At 40.1% G+C, this 16,079-nt stretch carries 15 protein-coding genes; all 15 read left to right on the forward strand.

The window, feature by feature from the left end:
• Positions 1-12 precede the first annotated feature (12 nt).
• The 15 genes from C4533_00235 to C4533_00305 all read left to right on the forward strand — a co-directional run bounded on the left by C4533_00235 (position 13) and on the right by C4533_00305 (position 16,078).
• Complete coding sequence (locus C4533_00235) at positions 13-1,953, forward strand: hypothetical protein (GenBank protein RJP29456.1); 1,941 nt, start codon at positions 13-15, stop codon at positions 1,951-1,953.
• Positions 1,954-2,020: 67 nt separating this feature from the next.
• Positions 2,021-2,356, forward strand: a complete 336-nt coding sequence (metG, locus tag C4533_00240) for a methionine--tRNA ligase subunit beta (protein RJP29457.1) — start codon at positions 2,021-2,023, stop codon at positions 2,354-2,356.
• Between the two features lie 3 nt (positions 2,357-2,359).
• Entirely contained in the window at positions 2,360-3,664 is a 1,305-nt protein-coding gene (locus tag C4533_00245; GenBank protein RJP29458.1) for a hypothetical protein, read from the forward strand.
• On the forward strand, positions 3,655-4,164 hold the full coding sequence (locus tag C4533_00250) for a YkgJ family cysteine cluster protein (GenBank protein RJP29459.1): 510 nt from the start codon (positions 3,655-3,657) through the stop codon (positions 4,162-4,164). Before C4533_00245 ends, C4533_00250 begins: the two co-directional genes overlap by 10 nt.
• Complete coding sequence (locus C4533_00255) at positions 4,151-5,041, forward strand: DUF2156 domain-containing protein (GenBank protein RJP29460.1); 891 nt, start codon at positions 4,151-4,153, stop codon at positions 5,039-5,041. Before C4533_00250 ends, C4533_00255 begins: the two co-directional genes overlap by 14 nt.
• A 20-nt stretch (positions 5,042-5,061) precedes the next feature.
• Entirely contained in the window at positions 5,062-5,877 is an 816-nt protein-coding gene (locus C4533_00260; GenBank protein ID RJP29461.1) for a WYL domain-containing protein, read from the forward strand.
• A complete protein-coding gene (gene pabB / locus C4533_00265) occupies positions 5,849-7,222 on the forward strand; it encodes an aminodeoxychorismate synthase component I (GenBank protein RJP29462.1) in 1,374 nt (457 codons plus the stop codon). The genes C4533_00260 and pabB overlap by 29 nt, the downstream gene beginning before the upstream one ends.
• The gene (locus C4533_00270; protein RJP29463.1) at positions 7,212-8,045 is read left to right on the forward strand and encodes a hypothetical protein; all 834 of its coding nucleotides are present in this window, start codon (positions 7,212-7,214) and stop codon (positions 8,043-8,045) included. The genes pabB and C4533_00270 overlap by 11 nt, the downstream gene beginning before the upstream one ends.
• Positions 8,042-9,157: a carbamoyltransferase HypF gene (locus C4533_00275; protein RJP29464.1), complete on the forward strand. Its 1,116-nt coding sequence runs from the start codon at positions 8,042-8,044 to the stop codon at positions 9,155-9,157. The genes C4533_00270 and C4533_00275 overlap by 4 nt, the downstream gene beginning before the upstream one ends.
• 1 nt (position 9,158) lies before the next feature.
• Positions 9,159-9,371: a HypC/HybG/HupF family hydrogenase formation chaperone gene (locus C4533_00280; GenBank protein RJP29465.1), complete on the forward strand. Its 213-nt coding sequence runs from the start codon at positions 9,159-9,161 to the stop codon at positions 9,369-9,371.
• Positions 9,355-10,458, forward strand: a complete 1,104-nt coding sequence (gene hypD, locus C4533_00285) for a hydrogenase formation protein HypD (GenBank protein RJP29466.1) — start codon at positions 9,355-9,357, stop codon at positions 10,456-10,458. The genes C4533_00280 and hypD overlap by 17 nt, the downstream gene beginning before the upstream one ends.
• The gene (locus C4533_00290) at positions 10,427-12,829 is read left to right on the forward strand and encodes a DUF3857 domain-containing protein (GenBank protein ID RJP29467.1); all 2,403 of its coding nucleotides are present in this window, start codon (positions 10,427-10,429) and stop codon (positions 12,827-12,829) included. The genes hypD and C4533_00290 overlap by 32 nt, the downstream gene beginning before the upstream one ends.
• A 6-nt stretch (positions 12,830-12,835) precedes the next feature.
• Complete coding sequence (locus C4533_00295) at positions 12,836-14,782, forward strand: hypothetical protein (protein ID RJP29468.1); 1,947 nt, start codon at positions 12,836-12,838, stop codon at positions 14,780-14,782.
• On the forward strand, positions 14,766-15,398 hold the full coding sequence (locus tag C4533_00300) for an endonuclease III domain-containing protein (protein RJP29469.1): 633 nt from the start codon (positions 14,766-14,768) through the stop codon (positions 15,396-15,398). The genes C4533_00295 and C4533_00300 overlap by 17 nt, the downstream gene beginning before the upstream one ends.
• Positions 15,374-16,078, forward strand: coding sequence for a hypothetical protein (locus C4533_00305; GenBank protein ID RJP29470.1), 705 nt, complete (start codon positions 15,374-15,376; stop codon positions 16,076-16,078). Before C4533_00300 ends, C4533_00305 begins: the two co-directional genes overlap by 25 nt.
• Position 16,079: the final 1 nt, after the last annotated feature.

The following is a 16,079-nucleotide window of genomic DNA, read 5'->3' on the forward strand; positions in this document are numbered from 1 at the left end:
AAAACAGGCAATATGTTAACCCTTCTATTTTTTTTGATACCATGCTTATTTAGTTTTTCTATGGCTTTTTGGCAGCCGCTGATCAGCGATGAATTTGAGACTTTGGCATCAGCAAAGATGATGTCTGACGGTAGTTTGATCTATAAGGATTTCTTCCAGCACCACGGGCCGCTCTCTTATTTGTTATACCTGCCGGTTTTTAAATATATTAAAAGCATATTCCTGGCTCTTTTATTATCGAAACTGGTTGCCATATGCGTTCTTATCCTAATACTTTTATTGGTTTTTAAGATATCCGAGGCAATTACTAAAAGTAAATTTATGGGCTTGTTGGGAGTGCTTATGGTAATCGCTGACCCATTATGGGCTCAATATGGAGCGCAGGTGCGTCCGGATGCAATAATGACTGTTTTTGCGTTGGGTAGCTTGTATTTATTGCTTATTTACGATGAAGGCAAGCGTAATATGTTCTTATGCTGGGCAGGGGCCTGTTTTGGGCTAGCATTTTTTGCTAAACAGTCAGCAATAGTATCAATCTTTATCTTCGCGCTTATTTATTTACGGGGCAATTTTAGAAGATACCTGCATTACTTTTTGGGGTTTTTCATAGTTGCCCTGCCGGTTTTTGTTTACTTCTTTGCGGCAAAAGCGGTAAATAATTTTTTGCGCTATTTTATCTTATTTAATTTAAGAGCACATCCTACGGCTGAATTTAATATCAGCGAGAGGCTATGGCTGTTTTTTTCGCCATTGATACCAGCAGGTTTAAGGATCTCATATGGGTTAATCACTTTTATCTTTATTTATGCTGCTATAAGGGTTTACTTTGCAAAGGGTAAATCAGCCACGCGTTTTATAAACTCTCTTTTATTATCGTCATTAATCGGGATGTTTCTGACATTTCTATACAAGACCCCATATCCTCAATACTATTTGGCAATCCATTTAATGTTTATAATTGTTATTATTTTTCACTTAAACGAGGCCCCTAAAAAATTAAAAAAAGCGATGATGTTTTTTCTGGCGGGGGTAAGCATTGTATTCGCTTTCGTGAAATTTGAAGCTATGATTAGAAAAAATGATTTCCTTGCGCAAAGCAGATGCCTCTCTTCAATATCGGATTTACTAAGATCTAAAAAAGCTATCGGGCCGAGTTACATGGTTTTGGCCGGAAATCGTGCCGGGTTCTATTGGTATTATCCACCTATATTTTCCGATGTCGATTTGAAGCCTATGTTCAGAGCGTTAAAAGATGCCGATATTGTATTTTATGACCACTCGCTTTCTCTGCTGGCGCCGTTAGATTTTAAGAAAAAATTATTTACCGATTTTGAGTTTATTGGCAGGTACTCTCTGCCGTTTAATAATAATCTAAATTTTGATTATGTATCAGTATTCTCTAAAGATAGGGATTTGGCTGAAAAAATGATAAGCCAGGATCGTTTGGCTTGCTGGAATTATGAAGACGGCGAAAGGGGGCTTCTTAAAGATCCGCTTTATATCCCTGTTTATTTTAAAGCCAGGCTGTCCGGCAATGGCGATTTAATAAACCTTCGGCCCGGCAAGAACTCATTTAGTTATAAGGTTAAGCAGGAGTTATATCTGAGTATGTTTATAAGCGCAAATAAGATGTTTTTTGATAGAAGCACGAACATCTTATACAACCTTAAGCCAAATATAAAATATTCAATAAAAAAAGCAGGTATAGCTTTCGAATGCAGATATAGAGAGCCACTTTCCACAGATGGCTTATTAGGGCTAGGCTTAAGGACTCCCGGAGAAAACGGTGTAAATGTTAATGGGGTAATCAGTATTAAATTCAGCCGCTATCCAGATAAAATTAAAATCCAAGAGGTCCCGGATGGGTATAAGGTAATGTCAGCGTTTAATACTGATAGCCTAACTATAGATATTCATTGTTCGGAATCATTGTTAGGGCAGGCAAGCGATTAAAATTTATATAAGTCAATTTATTTGTCTGGAGGCCTAAATTATGTTAATATAATTACTCAATCACTTTATGTTTGGAGGAATTATGGCTACAATCGATGATTTTAAGAAGTTAGAGTTAAAAGTTGCTGAAATAAAAGAAGTTACAGATCATCCCAATGCAGATAAGCTATATGTCCTGACAGTAGATTTGGGGGATAAAACAAAACAACTTGTTGCGGGGATCAAGAGGTCTTACCAAAAAGAAGAGCTCATAGGTAAGCAGGTAATAGTTGTTGATAATCTGGAACCGGCGGTTCTAAGAGGTATCGAGAGCCAGGGGATGCTCTTGGCTGCTTCTGATGAAGACGGCGTAGCTATTATTTCCTGCCAGCGCAAAGTCAAGCTCGGCAGTATTGTTAAATAGCATATGAAAAATATTATAATCGGCGCAGGTTTATCGGGCCTATCCTGTGCATACAAGCTCAAGGACGCAATAGTTTTAGAAAAGGATATCGCTATAGGCGGTTTATCTAAAACCTTGTCTTTTGAAGGTTTTAGTTTTGATATTGGAGGGCATAGATTTTTACCGGGTAAGCCGGGTATAGAAAAATTTATCCTTAGCCTTCTTGACGGCGAACTGATCAAGATGGAACGTAAGAGCCAGATATATAAGAACAGAAGGTTTTTTAATTATCCTATAACTCCCGATATCGTTTTTCAGCTCAATCCTTTACAAATATTTGCTTCAGGCATGACCTTTTTATACCGTAAAGTAGCCGTCTTGGATGAAAATTCATTTAGAGAGAGGGTGATAAATAGATTTGGCGATTATCTATTCAATTATTTTTTTAAGGATTATACCGAAAAGGTATGGGGCAGGGATTGCTCTAATATATCGCTTGATTGGGTTGACGCTCGGATCGGCAATATGTCTTTATTTGACGTGGCTAGCTATATTTTTTCGAAGAAAAGCCGCCTTAAATCTTTCGCGGACATGTTTTATTATCCTAAAACCGGGATTGGTTCTATAGCGGGCAGATTGTCAAGCGGCATAGATGTAAGGACATCCAGCGCTGTCGTCGGACTGGGCTACTCGGGTGGCCATATAAATGAAGTTGTGACTGACGATAACAAACGATTGCCATGTGATAATCTTATTTCTACAATGCCTATAACAGAATTGGCAAGCATGCTTAATCCTCCTGCCGATGTCAAAAGAGCAATTGATGCCCTTAGCTATAGGGACCTGATCTGCGTTTTTATAATTGTTGAAAAAAATAATTATTCTGATAACCATTGGATCTATTTTCCGAACAAGGAGGTATTTGGGCGTTTGGATGAGCCCAAGAATTGGAGCAGGATATTATCTTCTCATCACCAAACTGGCCTTTGCCTTGAGATATTTACCGACAGAAACAGCGAATTGTGGCACAGGGATGATTTAGAGATCGCACATGCAGCCGTAAAAGATCTGCCTCTTATAAACGGAGTAGATATAAAAGACCATTATGTATTACGTGTCTTTGATGCTTATCCTGTATACGACCTCCATTATAAAAAGCATCTTGCCGTGGTCAGAAAATTCCTGTCCGGTTATAAAAACTTATATACATTGGGCAGGACAGGGGATTTTAAATATATGAATATGGATGATTGTATTGAGCAGGGGCTTAGCTTGGGGGAAAGATTACCCGGTTCCAGGGTCTTAGAGGAGGACCGTAAATGCAAATAAAACAGTTTATTCCTCGCGATGTTTGTTTGTCCTGTAAAGGCTGCTGCAGGTTTTTACGGGCAGATTCAGTATGGTCGCCATGTCTTTTAGATGAAGAAATCCAGGACCTGCTGGGCAAAAATATCCCGGCGGCCAATATTTCTATCAACAAAAAACTGCTTCTCGTGCAAGCTCCTGATGGCCAGGGGTATTTATGCCCTTTTCTAAAGATAAAAGATAATAAGTGCAGTATTTATAATTTCAGGCCGTTTGAGTGTCAACTGTACCCTTTTTTGCTTAACCTGCGCCATGGTAAGATCATTTTAACAGTAGACCTTAATTGTCCTTACGTAAAAGAAAAATTAAAAAGCAAGGAATTCAAAGAGTATGTTGATTATCTGAACGAGTTCCTTAATTCTCCTGCCCAATTGGAGATAATAAAGGATAACCCGCATATTCTTCAAACCTACGAAGAGGTCCTTGAGATAATCGAGCTTTCTCCTCCAGATGGAGCTAAATAAACTAAGCATAAAAGATAAGCCGTTATTCAGCAAGTTTCTGAAGATTAAAAGGCATGAGCTTTCAGTTTATGCTTTTGAGAATATTTATCCCTGGTCCAGCTTATTTGAAATTAAATGGGGTATAATTAAGGGCAGCCTGTGTGTCTTCTTTTACGATAAGACAGGGTGTTTCTTATATATTGAGCCGTTAGCAAAAAATATCGATTACAAGGTCGTGGATAAATGTTTTGAGATCATGGATAGCCACAACAGGAATAAAGCGGTGTCCCGTATTGAGAATATAGAGCAGGACAACTGTAAGTTCTTTCATGACGCAGGCTACCGCCTCCTGGAAAAACCATGTGATTTTATTTTTCAGAAAAACAGTATCGCCGGGCTCAGAGGTAATGCCTATAAGTCAAAAAGAGCGAGCTTTAATTATTTTATTAAGCATTATAAATTTCATTCGCGGGATTTGGGAATAGAAGATATTGGCGCCTGCCTTAAGCTGTATTCCTCATGGGCTAAAAACAGAAGGCTCAGAGTTGAAGACCGGGCTTATCATTGGATGATAGAAGATAGTTTTGCTTCCTTAAGGAGCGTATTGGAGAATTACCCATCTTTGGGTTATTCCGGCAGGGTAGTCGAGGTAGATGGTGATATCCGGGCATTCACAATAGGGTACATGTTGAATAGCGATACCTTCTGTATATTCTTCGAGATAGCGGATCTGTCAATAAAAGGCCTGGCACAGTTTATTTTTAGTGATTTTTGTGCAGGGCTTAAGGCATATAAATATGTCAATGCGATGGATGATTCCGGGCTGGATAATTTAAGAAAAGTTAAGTATTCTTACCGGCCTCTAAAGCTGGTACCTGCGTACATCGCCGTCAGGTAAGGGTATTTTTGTTCATAGCTATGGATATAAATGATATAGAATTTACAATTTTTGATACCGAAACAACCGGGCTTAACCCGCATTCCGGAGACAGGGTAGTTGAAATCGCCGCTGTCCGCATAAAGGGATTCCGGAAAATTTCAACATTTGAAAGCCTTATTAATCCAGGCAGAGGCGTATCTGAGGCGGCCTTTAATGTCAATCATATTGCTGAAAGCATGCTTCAAACAGCGCCGTTTCCGGAAAAAGTTTTTCCGGAATTCCTATCGTTCATAAAAAACAGTTGCATCTGTTCATATAATGCAAGTTTTGATATTGCATTTTTGGATAAAGAGCTTGGATTGCTCGGCCAAAGATTAGACGATAACGTTATTGTTATAGATATGCTGAAGATGGCCAGGCGCCTTTTGCCTGGTTTAGAGCGTTATGCCTTATGGTTTGTGGCAGACTATTTCGGCATAAAGCGCAAACAGGAACACAGGGCCTTAGCTGATGTGGAATTCAGCCTAGAGGTATTTTATAGGCTGATGAATATGTTAAAAGAAAGATCTATCGTAGAGATGGATAATTTTATGCATCTTTTTGGAATAAGGTCTGAGGCGGTTTCCGGGATAAACAACGAAAAAATCGCCGAAATACAGGAAGCAATTGATCTTGGTGTTGAAATAAAAATCAGATATATATCTGCGGTCAACGCTAAGGTTACAGAACGCAACGTCTTGCCGAAGCAGATTATACAGGATAAAGGGCAGGATTACCTGGTGGGGTATTGCAGCTTAAGGCAGGACCAGAGGACTTTTAGAATCGATGGCATACTGGATATCGAAATCTTATAAACTGGACTTTTCTTGCGCAGAGTTATTTTTGGCTCTGAGCCGGAAGAGGTCGCCGTTTTTCTTGGATAGCAGCCTTAATATGAATAATAAAGATGGGCGCTTTTCTTTCTTAGGTTGTGAGCCGTTTCAGTTTATCCAGGGAGATAAAATAAACCCTTTCCCGGCATTAAGGAAAATATTCCGCGATTACCGCATATCTGCCCCGGACATGAACGTGCCATTTTTCGCAGGAGCGGTCGGGTACTTTGCCTATGATTTGGGATTTGTTTTGGAAAAGAAAATTGCTTTAAATAAAAGAGCAGCAGGCAGTATCCCGCAGGTCTATTTTAATTTTTATAATACCATTATTGCGATAGACCACATTAAGAATGAATTCCATATATTATCGGTCGGTTTTCCCGGGAGAAACTACCGGATGCAGAAAAAAATAGCGACAGAGAATTTTAAGAATGCTTATAAAATGATACGGCGCGCTAAAGACGAGCGGGTTGACGATTGCCTTGGCATGAAACCAAAAAGAACAGATTTCCGTTCCGATTTTACTAAAAACAAATATATTGCGGCAGTCGTTAAAGCGAAGGATTATATTAAAAAAGGAGATATTTATCAGGTGAACCTTTCTCAGCGGTTGTCTTCTAAAAGCCGTGCCTCCGCGGTTAATATATATATGAATTTACGCAGGCTCAGCCCGAGTAATTTCTCTGCATATTTCGATACGGGAGATTTTCAGATTATTTCTTCTTCGCCGGAGAGATTCTTAAATTTATCCGGAGGACGTGTTGTAACAAAACCCATGAAAGGCACGCGAGCGCGCTCTTTAAATAGCGTAAAGGATATTAAGCTCAGAAATGAATTGATCCGCAGCCCTAAGGATAAGGCCGAGCTTTTAATGATAGTTGACCTGGAGAGGAATGATTTGGGCAGAGTTTGTGATTATGGTTCGGTAAAGGTCGATACTCTCAGGGAGATAGAAAAATATAATTCTGTCTTTCAGGCTACTTCCACAATAAGCGCTAAATTGCACCCTGGTAAAGACAGGTTTGATCTCCTGCAGGCATGTTTCCCAGGAGGTTCTATTACCGGTTGCCCTAAGATAAGGGCTATGGAGATAATCGATGAGCTTGAGCCGCTTGAGCGCTCCATTTATACCGGATGCCTGGGATATTTAAGTTTCTGCGGAAATATGGATTTTAATATTATGATACGCACCATACTTAAGCAAAAAGATAAGGTTTATTTGGGGGTTGGCGGAGGGATTGTAGCCGACTCAGAGCCTGTTAAGGAATATGAAGAAACTTTGGTTAAGGCCAAAGCTATGATTGAGGCTATAGCTTATGCAGGGTAAAATGACGGTCTTTTTTAACGGTAAATTTGTAGACAGGCATGATCTGAAGGCTTCGGTCCTGGATGAAGGGTTTCTTTATGGATACGGGCTATTTGAAACCATGCGTGCTTACAATAATAAAATATTATTATTAGACCAGCACATAGAAAGAATGTTTGTTTCTGCAGGATTGATATCTTTTGCAATGCCTTATTCATCGGCAAAAACCAGGGATATAGTGGAATCAGCCGTTCTAAAATCCGGCTTAAAAGACGCCTTTGTAAGGTTGTCATGCTGGAGGTCAAAGAAGATAAACAGCATATTAGTCATTGCAAGAAAATACAAACCCTACTCTTCGAGGGTGTATAAAAAAGGTTTTTCTGCTATAATCTCAAGGTTTACTAAAGACCAGGATTCAATGTTAAGCAGAATAAAAAGCAATAACTATCTTTTATGCAGGTTGGCTTTTATGGAAGCCTTAAGCCTTAAGTCCGATGAAGCAATTTTGTTGAACAACGACGGATTAATCTGTGAAGGCAGCAGGTCGAATATTTTCTTTGTAAAAAACAGACGGATTTATACGCCTTCTTTAGAATGCGGCTGTTTATCCGGCATAACGAGGGAATTGATTATAAAGATGATTCTTAGATCAGGGCTGGATGTCAAAGAGGGTAAATTCGGGATTAACCAGTTATATGCAGCAGATGAGGCTTTCTTTACCAATTCTTTGATGGGTGTTATGCCTTTAACTAAAATCGGCAAGCTCAGGATAAATAACTCTAATACCGGTAAGATAACCGAAAAACTCATTTCCGATTACGATAACTTATTAAAAAACGCATGACAATAATTAACCTTCCGTTTATTATGAAAAGTCCGGTGCTGGCTCTAGGCGCCAACAGCAAGAATAGAATCTGTTTTGCTAAAGGCAGTAAAGCATATTTAAGCAATATGCATGAGAATTTGGATAACATAGATGATCTATCCGAATTTGAAAAAAGTGCCAAGAGCGCATTAAGCAGAAAGCCAAAAATCATCGCCTGTGATCTGCACAGCGGATATTTATCCAGCAGATACGCTGATGAAATAAGCGAAGGCAATTTATTAAAAAAGCCTATCCAGCACCATCACGCTCATATTGCTTCATGCATGGCCGAGAACCAATTTAAAAATGAATACGTTATAGGTGTTGCTTTCGACGGCACGGGTTTAGGCGTTGACGGCAATATCTGGGGAGCAGAATTTCTTTTCTGTAATTATGCAAATTTCCAGAGGTTAATCCGCCTAGAATATATCCCGCTCCTGGGTTCGGAAAAGGCAATAACTGAACCGGCAAGATTAGCATATCTATGGTTGTACTTAATTTATAAAGATAGATTCTTGGATATAAAGATTAACCTGACCCAGGCTTTAAAGCCAAAGAAATGGGCGGTCTTTAAAAAGATGTATTCATCCGGCTTTAATTCTCCCAAAGCAAGCAGTATGGGACGTTTGTTTGATGCTGTCGCCAGCATAGTACTCGGCAAGCAAAAGGCAGAATTTGAGGCGGATTTAGCCATACAGCTTCAGAGGCTTGCTGAGAAAAGCAGTGATGTGCAGGCAGCTTATAAATTTTCATTTGTAAAACAGCCGCCTCTTTTTGTAATAGACCCAAGAGATATCTTTAAGGGTGTGGTTAAAGATACGACAAGCGGGCTGCCTGCCGGATATATTGCTAATCGGTTCCATTATACTATTGCCAGTATAATACTTGAGGGAGCAGAAAAAATAAGAAAGATAAAAAAGGCCAATAAAGTCGTGCTTTCAGGAGGGGTATTTCAAAATAGTCTTTTACTCCGCATGACTTTGGAATTATTATATAAGAAAGGCTTTAAAGTTTATACCCACAAGGCTTTATCCCCGAATGACTCAAGTATAGCCTTGGGGCAGGCAGTAATAGCTAACTTCAAGGAATAATATGTGCTTAGCAGTCCCAATGAGAATAAAGAAGATTAATCAAAATTTCGCCAAGGTTGAAATCTCCGGTCTTATACGGCATGTAAACGTGCAGATGCTACCCGGGTTAAAAAAGGGAGATTATGTAATCGTGCATGCGGGTTTTGCGATACAAAAAATAGACCCCCTGGAAGCCAAAAAAACATTAAAGGTGTTTAATGAAATATGTAGATGAATTCCGCAATAAAATACTTGTTGAGAAGATCGCATCAGGGATCAAGGCCTTGAATATCGACGCAAAAGTTAACCTTATGGAAGTCTGCGGAACGCATACTCAAAGTTTTGCAAGGTTTGGCCTGAATAAATTCCTGCCTGAAAATATACGGCTTATACCGGGACCGGGATGCCCGGTTTGCGTTTCAAGCCCGCAGTATATAGATAGGGCGATTAGCTTGGCCAAAGACAAAAACAATATAATTGTTACTTTCGGTGATATGCTGCGTGTCCCGGGTAGCGTATCATCTCTAGAAAAAGAAAGGATGCGTTTTGGCAATGTTATTGCCGTATATTCACCGCTGGATGCCTTAAGGATTGCCAAGGCGGATTCCGCAAAAAAAATATTTTTTCTTGCCGTTGGTTTTGAGACTACAGCCCCCACTATTGCTATAACAGCAATGCTTGCCAAGAAGGAGAAAATAAACAATATTTTCTTTCTATCTTCCCTAAAGCTGATGCCGCCTGCGATGAGGTTTTTGTTAAAAGATAAGAGGCTTAATATAGATGGTTTTCTTTGCCCGGGGCATGTCTCCAGCATTATCGGTCTTAAGCCCTATGAATTTATACCGCGTAAGCATAAAATAGGTTGCTGTGTGGCAGGTTTTGAGCCGACGGATATCTTAGAAGGAATACTTATGCTTTGCCGGCAGATCGCAGACAATAAGCCCAGGGTAGATAATCAATACAGCAGGGTTGTAAAAAATAACGGCAACCCTAAAGCCCGGAAAATTATCCACAATGTATTTGAAACCTGCGATGCGCAGTGGAGAGGCTTAGGCGTGATTACAAATAGTGGCCTTAAATTAAGAAAAAAATACTCGGGTTTAGATGCCGAGTCAATCATGCATTTTGAGAGAAGAACAGTGTTCCATCCGGAAGAGTTTGCTAAGGGATGCAAATGCGGCCAGGTTCTAAAAGGGCTGATTATGCCTAAAGACTGCCCGTTATTCTACGTGAAGTGCAAGCCGGATTCTCCCATTGGCCCATGTATGGTTTCCAGCGAAGGAGCATGCAATGCGTATTTCAGGTATAAAAGGCAGAAGTAAAATGCGTGGCAGCATTATTTTTATCCTTATCTTGTTTGGCGGAACGTTGTCGCTGTCATGCCAAAAGATAAGCGATTTTGATACAGCCAGGCATTATTCAGACCTTTCCGATATTTATTATCATCAGGCCGAACAAGGGTATAAGCGGCTTATAGAAAAAGAACCGGGTAACCAGGCAGTAAAGTTAGGCCTGGCAAAATTATACTATTCTCACGGCGAGTTAACCCTTGCTATAGATATACTGAAGAGCTTGAGCTTGCCGGAGGCAATGAAAATCCTGGCCATTTCTTATTATAAGTCAGGGGATTTTACCTTAGCCTTGGATGTATTCACTAAAAACAGTAAAAGTGCAGATGATGAATATTTATACTACTGGGGGTTAGTATGCGAGAACCTGAATCTTTTCGACCAGGCGCTTGATATATATTCGAAAGTAAGGGCCGGTGAGTTCTTACAACTGGCGCATAAACGTTTGCAACTAATCGAAAAAAGATCGCAAGCCGCAAATATAAAGGATTCCGACCCGAAATTATATAAAATACTTATACAGAAAGCAAATCCGGATAAATACCCCCAGGCAGGTGCGCTGATCCTGCTTTCTGATGAGAAAGTAAAAATAAAAGAAGATAACAGCCAGTTAGAGGACTTACATTACGTAATAAAGATTATTAATGAAAGGGGTAAAGAAACCTTTGCCGAGGCAAGCATTGATTATGATTCTACGTTTGAAAAAGTCGAGCTGGAATATGCAAGGACCATAAAGCCAGATGGTAGCATAGTCGGGGTAGGCAGCCGCCATATTCGGGATGTATCAAAGTATCTTAATTTTCCTCTTTATAGCAATTCCAGGGTCTTTATAATATCTTTCCCCGAGGTTTCAGAAGGGTGTATTCTTGAATACAAGGTTAAAATACATAGCAGTAAGCTTATTAACGATAAAGATTTTGTTATCGCTTACCCTTTGCAAGCTCAGGAACCTATAGCAGAGGCAAGATTCCAGCTTAGCACTCCTTTGCGGCTTAAGCCCAACATTACTAAAATAAACGAGCAATATAACAATTTCTCGGCTAACCTTAATCCGGAAGTCACCCAGGCAGGCAATACAATGATTTATAGCTGGGTTTTTAAGGATATCCCCCAGTTGATTCCGGAAAATAATATGCCGGCAGTTGTTGATATTAATCCTGCTATTCTGCTCTCTACTTTTAATTCCTGGCAAAACGTCCATGAATGGTGGTGGAATTTGGCAAAAGATAAGATCGCCGCCGATAAAGATATAAAGCGGCAGGTCCGTTTGCTTACTAAAAGGTGTAAATCTGCCGAAGCCAAGGCCAGGGCAATTTATAATTTCTGTGCGCAAAAGATCCGCTATGTTGCGGTTGAGTACGGCCAAGCCGGTTATGAACCGCACAGGGCAGAGGATATATACAGAAATAAATACGGTGATTGTAAAGACCAGGCTGTATTACTGGTGGCTATGTTAAAAGAAGCGGGTTTTGACGCCTGGCCGGTGCTTATTTCTACAAAAGGTTATTATAATCTGGATCCGGGCTTTGCTTCTTCTATGTTCAACCACTGTATAGCTGTATTGGAATTGCACGGTAAATTCATTTTTCTCGACCCGACTGCTGAAACCTGTTCATTCGGAGATCTGCCGGCAGTTGACCAGGAGAGAAAAGTTTTGATAATAAAACCGGACAAATACCAAATCGAGGATACTCCGTTATTTGACGCCGCACATAACCTGATTCAGCAAAAGATAACAGCCAGGATAAACAAAAATGAGGGAATATCGGCAGAGAAAATAGTTGATACCCGCGGTATATATGACCAGCTGCAAAGGGCCTGGCTCTTATATACTCCCCCTGAAATGATATTGGATGCGATTAAGGAACGAATGCAGGATATTTCAATAGGAGCTAAATTGATTGATTATAAAATCCTTAACGCAGATGATATTAACAAGCCGGTAGTATTATCTTATAAGTTCGAAGGCCCTGAGTACTTTACTCAGGCAGGCCCGCTTAGAGTTATGCCGCAGCTTGTAAGCCTTGATCCATCTCTTGTAGGCAAAGAAAAGCGTAAGTACCCCATAGAATTTCATATTTTAGACAAAAAAGAAATGGCATTTTATATTGAAATTCCGTATAACTTTGTTATAAAATATGTTCCTGAAAGTATTATTGAAGACAGCCCCTGGATGAAATTACAGGTTGAGTACAGGGTCAATAAAAACAAGATATATGCCCGGCAACAGGTCGAGCTTAAGAAAAGGATTATACCTCAAGAAGATTATAATAAATTCCAATCTTTTTATACTAGTGTTGCTAAGAAGATTAAACAAAGGATTATTTTGGAAAGGTTAAGATAAGCCCCAATGGCAAAAACAACTGATAATGAGCAAAACAGAAGAAGATATCATCGTATAAATACTGTATTACCGGTCCAATTCAGGCTTGTTTCATTTGAAGGCAGGCATTTTTTATCTGGATGGCTCCAGGGTTTTACCAGCAACATCAGCAAGGGCGGGATTTGTCTGGCTGTCAATAATCTTAATCCGGAGCTGGCGGCTTTGGTGATAAGCAAGGAGGTAAAAACCTCCATGGATATTGAGATGCCCGTATCAAGAAACCCTATATCTGCCTTGGCGCATATAGCATGGGTTAAAGAACAGATTTTGCCGACAGGTAATAAATACCTTATAGGATTAAGTTATGATGAAATAAACCCTGTCCACAACAGGCTGATAATGCGTTATGTTTGGCTTAAAAAATTATTTTTTCCGATTTCCGCTTCCGTAATACTGTTGCTTGGCCTAGGCTTGGTTGTAAACAGCATAATGACTGCCAGGCTAATGGAGGGCAATAAATTACTTGTTGCTGAGCTATTAAAGAATGTGAATGATTCAAATTCTGCCAGGGCCAAAATTAAAGAAATGGATACCGAGAAATTAAAACTGGAATCCGAGTTAAGCCGGCTTCATGTGATGATAGGGTCTTTGGAGGCCGAAAGAGATTCATTAAACAGAAAAAATAATAAGGTTGAAGAGTTGGCATCACGTATTGAAGAGGTGACCCGCCAGAAAGAAGCATTACAAAAAGAACTTGCAGCCCTAAATAGCACCCAGAGTGCCGAAGTTAAGAAACTGGATTTATTAAGCAAGGAAAAATTAAAACTTGAAAAAGCCAATGTTTCTAAAATGTACGACTGGATTAGCGTACATCAAAACCCGAGCAATGGCCTGGTTATGAGTTTTGAGGGCGATAGAGATATCCGCGGATGGTCGTTCATTTATGATCAGTCGCTGGCAGCGCAGGTTTTTATGATTTTTGCTGATTTTGACCGGGCAGCGATGATGTTGGATTTCTTCGATAGTAAAGCCCAAAGGATAGACGGCCTGTTTTTAAACGCCTATTATTTTAATGATGGTTCGCCGGCGGAATATACCGTTCATGCAGGGCCGAATATCTGGCTGGGTATAGCGGCATTGCAGTATACGCATAAGACAGGGGATACCAGTTTCCTGAGTATGGCTGAAGAGATAGCCAACGGCATAATGCAATTACAAAATGAAGACGAAGAAGGAGGGATAAGGGGCGGACCGAATTTCGGCTGGTATTCAACTGAGCACAATCTTGATGCCTATGCATTTTTTGATATGTTGCATATAATAACCGGAAAAGCTATTTATAAAACAGCCAGAGATAAAACATCTGCCTGGCTTAAAAAACATATTTATGATAAAGGAGATGTCCCCATAAGGCGCGGCAAAGGTGATTCGACGATCGCGACTGATACGTATGCCTGGGCAATAGCGTCATTCGGCCCTGAGACGCTGATAGATATGAAGATGGACCCGGACAAAATAATTGAATTTGCTGAAAATAACTGTGTGGTAGAAGTCCCCTTCTGCAGGTTAGACGGCCAAATAGTGAAAGTAAAGGGTTTTGATTTTGCTCCGGAAAGAGGCTTGGCAAGGGGAGGAGTGGTATCTGCGGAATGGACAGGACAGATGATTGTGACCATGAAGATTATGTCTGCGTATTATTCTTCAAAAGGCATACCGGAAAAAGCAGCCCTTTATGCAAATAAGGCTGACGAATATTTGTCTGAACTCAGCAAAATGATAATTTCAAGCCCTTCTCCTTCTGGCCAGGGAGAAAGCTGCCTTCCTTACGCAACTCAGGATTTCGTTGATACAGGACACGGCTGGATGACACCTAAAGGTAAAGATACCGGTTCATTATCCGGTACTGCCTATGCTATATTCGCTTACTATAATCATAATCCTTTAAAGTTCAAGAAGGATGGCCAGAAAAATTAAACTTTTCTATAAGAAACTTTTTTCCGAATTTGGGCAGCAGTATTGGTGGCCTGCAGATTCGGCTTTTGAGGTAATGATAGGGGCTATCCTTACCCAGAATACCAGCTGGTCTAATGTAGAAAAAGCGATAGCAAATCTTAAGAAGAATAAACTGCTCTCCCCTAAGAAACTCCGCGCTCTTTCCAGGAAGAGGCTTGCTATTTTGATCAGGCCAGCAGGATATTTTAATCTTAAAGCAGCAAGGATATCAGCTTTCCTTGATTTTATCTTCAAAAGATACCGCGGCCAAATAAGCAAGATGCGGGCACAAAAAACCAGTGTTTTACGAGATGAGCTGCTTGGGGTAAAAGGCATAGGCCCGGAAACAGCAGATTCAATGTTACTATATGCATTGAACAAGCCGGTATTCGTAGTTGATGCTTATACAAAGAGAATATTGCTTCGCCATGGCTTGATTTCCGACCAGTACACTTATGGGCAGATACAGGCTATGTTTATGAAAAACTTAAAACCAAGTTCAAAGCACTTTAACGAATACCATGCCCTTTTGGTAAAGCTGGGAAAAGAATTCTGCCTAAAGTCGAGAAAAAAATGTATGATATGCCCGTTAAGATAATAAAGCCGGTATTTCTCAGTATCGTAGTCTGTCTTTTATGCCAGGGCAAAGCTGTAAGCGCACCTTGCTATGGAGCCAGAATGCCTAAAAAGAACGAGTTCCACGCGGGAGCCTCTAATTACTCAATACTGAAAAGGTATTTGGAGAATGAACAAGGCAAAATAAGAAGTTCTCAGAATTTTTTTGACCTCTCTTACGGTTTATATGATTGGCTTTCTATCGATTTAAAAGGCGGCACAGGGAATATCAAACAGCATCCTGTGGGGGCCGATGAGCTTGATTATCCTTCGTCATTTGCTGGAGGGTATGGTTTCAGGATAAAGTTTTTTGATAGAAATCAATTTAAAGCTGTCTGCGGATTCCAGCATATCAGCGTGCATCCGGAAAAAATTCGCGTCGGTCAAACAGGGCATGCTGCAATACTGGATGATTGGCAGTTTTCAGTATTAATATCCAGGCAGGTAGCAAATATTGATCCTTATATCGGTGTTAAATTATCAAGGACAGATTATATACACAGGCAGGACGGCATAAGAGAGCGGTATATGTCAGACCTGACTAAGAATATCGGTCTTTTCTTAGGCATAGACCTGCCTATTACAGAAAGATGCTGGTTTAATATTGAGGCGCAGTTTGTGGATGTCCAGGCATTTGCCGGCGGCATAAAATATTCCTTTTAAG

This window comes from Candidatus Omnitrophota bacterium, assembly GCA_003598025.1.
Lineage (GTDB): Bacteria > Omnitrophota > Gorgyraeia > Gygaellales > Profunditerraquicolaceae > Profunditerraquicola.

Bases quoted from the DNA above. Each gene is read 5' to 3' on its own strand.
- C4533_00235 (RJP29456.1), top strand. From the start codon at position 13: ATGTTAACCCTTCTATTTTTTTTGATACCATGCTTATTTAGTTTTTCT.
- metG (RJP29457.1), top strand. From the start codon at position 2,021: ATGTTTGGAGGAATTATGGCTACAATCGATGATTTTAAGAAGTTAGAG.
- C4533_00245 (RJP29458.1), top strand. From the start codon at position 2,360: ATGAAAAATATTATAATCGGCGCAGGTTTATCGGGCCTATCCTGTGCA.
- C4533_00250 (RJP29459.1), top strand. From the start codon at position 3,655: ATGCAAATAAAACAGTTTATTCCTCGCGATGTTTGTTTGTCCTGTAAA.
- C4533_00255 (RJP29460.1), top strand. From the start codon at position 4,151: ATGGAGCTAAATAAACTAAGCATAAAAGATAAGCCGTTATTCAGCAAG.
- C4533_00260 (RJP29461.1), top strand. From the start codon at position 5,062: ATGGATATAAATGATATAGAATTTACAATTTTTGATACCGAAACAACC.
- pabB (RJP29462.1), top strand. From the start codon at position 5,849: ATGGCATACTGGATATCGAAATCTTATAAACTGGACTTTTCTTGCGCA.
- C4533_00270 (RJP29463.1), top strand. From the start codon at position 7,212: ATGCAGGGTAAAATGACGGTCTTTTTTAACGGTAAATTTGTAGACAGG.
- C4533_00275 (RJP29464.1), top strand. From the start codon at position 8,042: ATGACAATAATTAACCTTCCGTTTATTATGAAAAGTCCGGTGCTGGCT.
- C4533_00280 (RJP29465.1), top strand. From the start codon at position 9,159: ATGTGCTTAGCAGTCCCAATGAGAATAAAGAAGATTAATCAAAATTTC.
- hypD (RJP29466.1), top strand. From the start codon at position 9,355: ATGAAATATGTAGATGAATTCCGCAATAAAATACTTGTTGAGAAGATC.
- C4533_00290 (RJP29467.1), top strand. From the start codon at position 10,427: ATGCGTATTTCAGGTATAAAAGGCAGAAGTAAAATGCGTGGCAGCATT.
- C4533_00295 (RJP29468.1), top strand. From the start codon at position 12,836: ATGGCAAAAACAACTGATAATGAGCAAAACAGAAGAAGATATCATCGT.
- C4533_00300 (RJP29469.1), top strand. From the start codon at position 14,766: ATGGCCAGAAAAATTAAACTTTTCTATAAGAAACTTTTTTCCGAATTT.
- C4533_00305 (RJP29470.1), top strand. From the start codon at position 15,374: ATGTATGATATGCCCGTTAAGATAATAAAGCCGGTATTTCTCAGTATC.